The organism is Sphingomonas sanguinis NBRC 13937 (assembly GCF_001591005.1).
GTDB classification, from domain to species: Bacteria; Pseudomonadota; Alphaproteobacteria; order Sphingomonadales; family Sphingomonadaceae; genus Sphingomonas; species Sphingomonas sanguinis.
Window position 1 is genome coordinate 21,455 of record NZ_BCTY01000048.1, and the last position, 6,098, is coordinate 27,552.

Consider the following 6,098-nt stretch of genomic DNA (forward strand, 5'->3'; position numbering starts at 1 on the left):
ATTCCTCCCCTTGCAGGGGAGGAATCGCCATTAGCTGATCCGGTACAGCCGGAGCGGCGAACCCTTGGGCAGCGGCAGCGGGGTCAGCCAGCTCGGCTGCCAGCCATGCGCCAGCCGGTCGTAGAATCCGCCCGGGGCCCGAGCCCGGTAGTTGGTCGACTCGGCCATGTCGGGACAGATCAGCAGCAGGGTCGCGCCGTGCCGCTTCATGATCGCGCGGGCCTGTGCCTCATTGCCCTGGAACGCGTGCTGCACGTCCAGGATCGCATCGCCATTGCGGTGATAGGGCCCCGCGATCGCATTGTGATGCGTCGTCACGATCAGGCGCGGGCCCAGGTCGACAAAGGTGAACACGGTCGCCGCCGGATAGGCGTTGACCCGCGTCAGCACCGAGGTGCGCACGCACTGCCCGGTCGCGCGATTGACCCGGTTGGCATAGGCGGTCGGCTGGGCCGAGGGCAGATACTGAACGATCCAGGCCGCCGCGATCCCGGTCGGCACCAGCACCGCCAGCACGATGGCGGGCACGCGAAGGAGCGGCGAGCGCAGGCGCAACAGCAGCGGCAGGATCATCCAGAGCAGTGCCGCGATGCCGGGCACCGCCAGCATCTGTGCCGCCGGGGCCGCGCGCGCCTGCCACAACAGCATCAGGCAGGCAAAAATGGTGAACAGCGCCACGGCGGTCCAGCCGATCGTCCGCCGCCGCCACGCCGCGACGATCGCCCCGATCATCCCGATCACCGGCATGATCCCCATCGGGATCGCGACCCGCAGCGGGTGTTTGTAGATCGGCTTGGCCTCACGGACGTTGTTCAGCCAGTTGCGCTGCAGCTCGGGGCTGACCTGTTCGGGGCGGGTCAGGCATTGCGGGAACAGGCTGGCGAAACCGCCCGCGATCACCGCACCCGCGACGACCGCCAGGCCGAGTCGCGCGCCGCGCGACGCCGGGTTGATCCGCGCGAGCAGAAACAGCAGCGCCCCCGCCGCGACCGTCACCGACAGCCAGACCGGGGTCAGCGCGTCGCAGCGCATGGCGTAATTGGCATTGGACGCAAAGGCCGCGAACCCCGCCGCGCTGCCGCCGCCCAGCGTCAACGCATAGACGGCCAGCCGTTCGGCCTCGTCCCGGTCCCAGACCCAGCGGAGCGTCAGGATCGCCCCCGCCATCGCCGAATAGGGCAGCATCTCCAGGCCGATCGCCAGCGACACGGCGCTCGCCAGCCCGACCAGCGCACCGCCCCGCTTGGCTTGCGGGTCGCACAGGCCCGCTACGGTGACGGCCAGCATCGCTAGCTGCCACCCGTGATGGTCGATGCGCATCGGCATGTACATCAGCTGGGTAGCGCCCGCGCAGAACAGCAGGACCATCGCCAACGGCCAGGCAAGTGGCGCGATCAGCCGTCGCGCGGTCGCCGCGATCGCCAGCATGGTGATCGACAACGGCAGGATCGGCGCCAGGCCACAGGCGAGTCGCTCGGCCCAGGCGGGGGTGGTGAACAGGCGGAAGAACAGGATGAGGCCTGCGATCGGCAGGTCGATGATGCGGCTCCAATGGATGTCGAAGCCGACCGGCGGGTTCATCCGATACTGGCGCAGATCGTACCAGCCCTGTCCCGCCATCCAGGCCCGCACCTGCATCAGCCGCATATTGTCGTCGGTGTCGCCCAGCGACCACCAGCGGATCTGCCCCCAGCGATCGTACATGTACCAGGCGGCGACCGCGACCCAGGCGACCAGCACCCAGCGCCGCCAGTTGCGATCCATCTCGTCCCGCAGACGTTCCAAAGACGCTTCCCTCATACCCGCCCGCAGCTTAAGGCGCAGGACCAAGGCTTCGCTCTATCGTGGGCGGCGCAAAGGGCAAGGTTGGCGACGCGTTGGCACTTCTTCACCATCGGATCGGGCAGATGCGGGACAGCGGGATGCTGGGCCAGATCATCCGGTTCGGCATTGCGGGCGGATTGTCGACGGTCGTCTATTCGGCGGTCTATCTGCCGTTGACCGCCTGGGTCCTGCCGAAGACACAAGCGGTGCTCGCCGTGCCGCCCGCCTTTCTGGTCGCGGTGATCGTCGGCTTCTTCCTGCACAGCGCCTGGAGCTTTCGCGGGCATGGCACCCGCGATTCCAGCGGCAGGCAGCATCTGAAATTCCTTGTCGTCCAGGGCTTCGGACTGGTCCTCAACGCCGTCTTCACCTGGCTCACGACCAGTGTCTTGCATCAACAACCCTGGGTCGCGCTGATCCCGGTGGTCACGATCACGCCGATCGCGACCTTCGCGCTCAACCGCCAATGGGTCTTCGGATAAGTTCATGGACCGTATCGTTTACGACCGCATGGCCGCGCATGATTCCACCCATTGGTGGTATCGCGCCCGCCGCGACATCCTGGCCGATTACCTAACCCGTTACGGCAAGCTTCCCGGCCAGGCCCGTATCCTGGAGATCGGCTGCGGCACCGGCCACAACCTGCCCATGCTGGCGAGCTTCGGCAGCGTGGACGCGATCGAGATCGACCCTGCCGCCCGCGAGATCGCCTCGCAGCGTCTGGGCAAGCCGGTCGAGGCCGCGCCGCTGCCCGAACTGCCGGGGATCGAGCGCGGGGCCTATGACCTGATCGCGGTGCTCGACGTGGTCGAGCATATCGAGGACGATGTCGCCGCGCTCGCCGCGATGAAGTCCTGTCTGAAGCCGGGTGGCAAGATCCTGATCGCGGTCCCTGCGCACCAGTGGATGTGGTCGGCGCACGACGTGGTGAATCATCATCATCGCCGCTATTCCAAGGGGACGCTGGTCTCGGCGATCGAGAAGGCGGGTCTGAAACCCCGCAAGCTGACCTATTTCAACTCGCTGCTCTTCCCGTTGGCGGCCGCCGCGCGGATCGCCGGACGGCTGACCGGCCGCGACGACAGCGACGATTCGCCGCCGCCCGCGCCGCTGAACAAGGCGTTCGAGGCGATCTTCCGGCTGGAGCGGCATCTGGTCGGTCGTGCGCCGATGACGCCGGGCGTGTCGATCGTGACGCTGGCGGAGCCGGTCTGACGACGAAGGCCAGGGAATCGTTCACAAACATGGTTCCGCTCCCCGACCCGGCCGGTTAGGGAAGCCCCCATGCTGGACTTTCATCGCGCCGACCTGGCCCGACTGGCCGCGCGGGACCGTTTGCGGGCGCTGGCCCCGCAGCGCGGCCGGGATTTCGCTTCCAACGACTATCTGGGGCTGGCGAGCCACCCGCGCCTCGCCGCCGCCATCGCCGAGGCGATCGAACGGGGCGTGCCCGTCGGCTCGGGCGGGTCGCGGCTGCTGCGCGGCAATCACCCGGAGCATGAGGCGCTGGAGGCCGAAGCCGCCGCCTTTTTCGGCGCGGAGGCCAGCCTCTATTTCTCGTCGGGCTATACCGCCAACGCCACGCTGCTGGCGACGCTGCCGCAGCGCGGTGACCTGATCGTCCATGACGCGCTGGTCCATGCCAGCATGCACGAAGGGATGAAGCTGTCGCGGGCACAGTCCGTGGCGGCGGCGCATAACGATCCGGCCGCCTTCGAGCAGGCGATCCGAGACTGGCGTGCGCAGGGCGGCAAGGGCACGATCTGGATCGCGGTCGAAAGCCTCTATTCGATGGACGGCGACACCGCGCCGCTCGCCGAACTGATGGCGGTGGCCGAGCGGCACGATGCGATGGTGATCGTGGACGAGGCGCACGCCACCGGCGTCTTCGGGACGCGGGGGCAGGGGCTGGCCACGCCCGGCGAGCGGGTCGTCACGCTCCACACCTGCGGCAAGGCCTTGGGGTGTGAGGGCGCGCTGGTCGCCGGACCCGCCATCGTGCGCGACTATCTGGTCAATCGCGGGCGCGGTTTCATCTTCTCGACCGCGCCCTCGCCGCTGATGGCGCGCGGGGTGCGCGAGGCGCTGCGCATCCTGGCCGACGAGCCCGAGCGGCGGACGCTGCTCCATGACCGGATCGCGCTGGCGGGCGAGCGGCTGGGGCCGCACGGCGCGCTGGCACAGGGGACGCCAATCATGCCGCTGATCCTTCACGACAATGGCCGTACCATGCGCGCCGCCGAAGCGTTGCAGGCTCGCGGCTTCGACATTCGCGGCATCCGCCCGCCGACCGTGCCGGTGGGGTCGGCCCGGCTGCGGCTTTCCATCACGTTGAACGTCGAGGACGCGGATATCCTGGCCCTCGACCATGCACTGCAAGAGGTTCAGGCATGAGCGCCGTCATCGTCACCGGCACCGATACCGAAATCGGCAAGACCGTCTTTGCCGCCGCGCTGACCGGGGCGCTGGGCGCGCACTATTGGAAGCCCGTCCAGGCGGGAACCGATGAGGAGGGGCATGGCGATGCCGAGACGGTTGCTGCACTCAGCGGGCGTCCGGTCCTGCCCTCGGCCTATCGACTGAAGACCCCTTGTTCGCCGCATCGCGCGGCCGAGATCGACGGGGTGGAGATCGATCGCGACCGGCTCGCCCTGCCGCAGGTCGATGGTCTGCTGGTCGCGGAGGGCGCGGGCGGGGTGCTGGTGCCGGTGACACGGCAGATGCTCTTCGCCGACCTCTTCGCGCATTGGGGCCGCCCGGTGGTGCTGGTCGCGCGGACCGGGTTGGGCACGATCAACCACAGCCTCTTGTCGATCGAGGCGCTGCGGTCGCGCGGGGTGCCGATCCTGGGCGTGGCGTTTGTCGGGGACGCGGTGGAGGACAGCGAGGCGACCATCGCCGCGATCGGCGGGGTGAAGCGGCTTGGCCGTCTACCTCGCCTCGCCAACCTGTCCCGCGAGACACTGGCGGAAGCTTTTGCCGCGAATTTCGACGTCGAGGATTTTCGATGACCTCGCCGGTCTGGCATCCCTTTACCCAGCACGGCCTGGGCGAGCCCATCCCCCGGGTCGCCACCGCCAGCGGCGCGGTGCTGACCACGGTCGATGGGCGCGAGGTCATCGATGCCATCTCCAGCTGGTGGGTGACGACGCACGGCCACAACCACCCCCGTATCAGCGCCGCCATCGCCGCGCAGGCGGGCAAGCTCGACCAGATCATCTTCGCGGGCTGGACCCATGAACCGGCCGAGGAGGTCGCGGCCGAGCTGGTGCGGATCACGCCGCCCGAACTGACGCGGGTCTTCTTCTCCGACTCCGGCTCGACTGCGGTCGAGGTCGCGTTGAAGATGGCGTTGGGTTACTGGCTCCACCGCGGCGAGCCGCGCGACCGTATCCTGGTGCTCGAGCACAGCTATCATGGCGATACGATCGGCGCGATGTCGGTCGGCGAGCGTGGCGTGTACAACCGCGCCTATGCGCCGCTGCTGTTCGATGTCGGCACCATTCCCTTTCCCAGTGACGCGCAGGCCACGCTCGACGCGCTGGAGGCGGAGTGCCGGGCGGGCGCGGCGGCGTTCATCGTCGAGCCGCTGGTCCTGGGCGCGGGCGGGATGCTCTTCTACACGCCCGAGACGCTGGCCGCGATGCGCGACATCTGCGCCCGCCACGGCGTGTTGTTCATCGCCGACGAGGTGATGACCGGCTGGGGCCGTACCGGCACGCTGTTGGCCTGCGAGCAGGCGGGGGTGGTGCCCGATATCCTGTGCCTGTCCAAGGGGCTGACCGGCGGCGCGGTGCCGCTGGCGGTGACGCTGGCGACCGAGGCGATCTTCCAGGCGCATTGGTCGGAAACCGATCGGTCGAAGCAGTTCTTCCACTCGTCCAGCTATACCGCCAACCCCATCGCCTGCGCGGCGGCGGCGGCCAATCTGGCGATCTGGCGCGACGAGCCGGTGCAGGCGCGCATCGATGCGCTGGCCACGGCGCAGGGACGGCATCTGGCGGCGATCGGCGGCGAGGCGGCGGTCCGCAACCCCCGGCAGCTCGGCACGATCGCGGCGTTCGAGCTGGGCGCGGGGCAGGATTATCTCTCCGACCTCGCCCCCCGGCTGCTCGGCCATTTCCGCGAGCGGGACCTGCTCGTCCGGCCGATGGGCAACACCGTCTATGTCATGCCGCCCTATTCGATCACGCCGGAACAGCTCGGTACAGTGTGGACCGGCATAGCGGAGGCGATCGATCGTTTCGGACGTTAAGCCTATTCCTCCCCTTGCA

General features: G+C 68.7%; 6 protein-coding genes. 5 read left to right on the plus strand and 1 reads right to left on the minus strand.

The genetic code is table 11. From position 1 onward, the window contains the following. Positions 1 to 30: 30 nt before the first annotated feature. On the minus strand, positions 31 to 1,800 hold the full coding sequence (locus tag SSA01S_RS15605) for a hypothetical protein (protein ID WP_061781110.1): 1,770 nt from the start codon (positions 1,798 to 1,800) through the stop codon (positions 31 to 33). Between the two features lie 77 nt (positions 1,801 to 1,877). Here SSA01S_RS15605 and SSA01S_RS15610 point away from each other — a divergent pair, with 77 nt between their 5' ends. The 5 genes from SSA01S_RS15610 to SSA01S_RS15630 all read left to right on the plus strand — a co-directional run bounded on the left by SSA01S_RS15610 (position 1,878) and on the right by SSA01S_RS15630 (position 6,079). Then, positions 1,878 to 2,306, plus strand: coding sequence for a GtrA family protein (locus tag SSA01S_RS15610; RefSeq protein WP_419722827.1), 429 nt, complete (start codon positions 1,878 to 1,880; stop codon positions 2,304 to 2,306). A gap of 4 nt (positions 2,307 to 2,310) precedes the next feature. Further along, on the plus strand, positions 2,311 to 3,039 hold the full coding sequence (locus SSA01S_RS15615) for a class I SAM-dependent methyltransferase (RefSeq protein WP_061781111.1): 729 nt from the start codon (positions 2,311 to 2,313) through the stop codon (positions 3,037 to 3,039). Positions 3,040 to 3,108: 69 nt separating this feature from the next. Continuing rightward, on the plus strand, positions 3,109 to 4,218 hold the full coding sequence (locus tag SSA01S_RS15620) for an 8-amino-7-oxononanoate synthase (protein WP_061781112.1): 1,110 nt from the start codon (positions 3,109 to 3,111) through the stop codon (positions 4,216 to 4,218). After that, complete coding sequence (gene bioD / locus SSA01S_RS15625) at positions 4,215 to 4,835, plus strand: dethiobiotin synthase (protein ID WP_061781113.1); 621 nt, start codon at positions 4,215 to 4,217, stop codon at positions 4,833 to 4,835. Before SSA01S_RS15620 ends, bioD begins: the two co-directional genes overlap by 4 nt. Next, complete coding sequence (locus SSA01S_RS15630) at positions 4,832 to 6,079, plus strand: adenosylmethionine--8-amino-7-oxononanoate transaminase (RefSeq protein ID WP_061781114.1); 1,248 nt, start codon at positions 4,832 to 4,834, stop codon at positions 6,077 to 6,079. The genes bioD and SSA01S_RS15630 overlap by 4 nt, the downstream gene beginning before the upstream one ends. The last annotated feature ends 19 nt before the right edge of the window (positions 6,080 to 6,098 follow it).